General features: G+C 65.4%; 1 protein-coding gene. It reads left to right on the forward strand.

The window, feature by feature from the left end:
- Positions 1-26 precede the first annotated feature (26 nt).
- Positions 27-541, forward strand: a 515-nt coding sequence (locus LPA41_RS40870) for a hypothetical protein (RefSeq protein WP_229076873.1), incomplete at its 3' end; no start/stop codon positions are given.

Here is a 541-nt window from a genome sequence, read left to right on the forward strand (position 1 = left end):
TGTTGGCTGATGGTGCGGGTGTGCCGGTGGCGGTGGTGGAGTCGTTGGTGTTGCGGCCGGTTGTTGCTGGTCAGTTGGGTGGCGGGCATGCGCCGTTGTTTGGTGTGGATTTGGTGCCCGTGGTGGCTTCGGGGTCGGTGGTTGAGGGTGAGGTGTATCGGGCTGGTGGTGTTCATGAGGTGTTGGCGCGGTTGCAGGGGGCGGTGGTGGCGGATGAGCGATTGGTGGTGGTTACGGGCGGCGATGATCCGGCGGTGGCTGCGGTGCGGGGTTTGGTGCGGTCGGCGCAGTCGGAGCATCCGGGTCGGTTTGTGTTGGTGGATACCGATGGTGAGGTGTTGGTGGTTGATGGTGAGCCGGAGGTGGTGGTTCGTGGTGGTGAGGTGCGGGTGCCGCGGTTGGTGCCGGTGGTGACTGGTGGTGGTGGGGTGCCGGTGTTGGAGGGCACGGTGTTGGTGACTGGTGGTGGGGGTGCGTTGGGGTCGGTGGTGTGTGAGTGGTTGGTGGGTCGTGGTGTGAATGTGGTGGCGGTGGGTCGTGG

This window comes from Actinoplanes sp. DH11, assembly GCF_020873875.1.
In the GTDB taxonomy this organism is placed as follows: domain Bacteria; phylum Actinomycetota; class Actinomycetes; order Mycobacteriales; family Micromonosporaceae; genus Actinoplanes.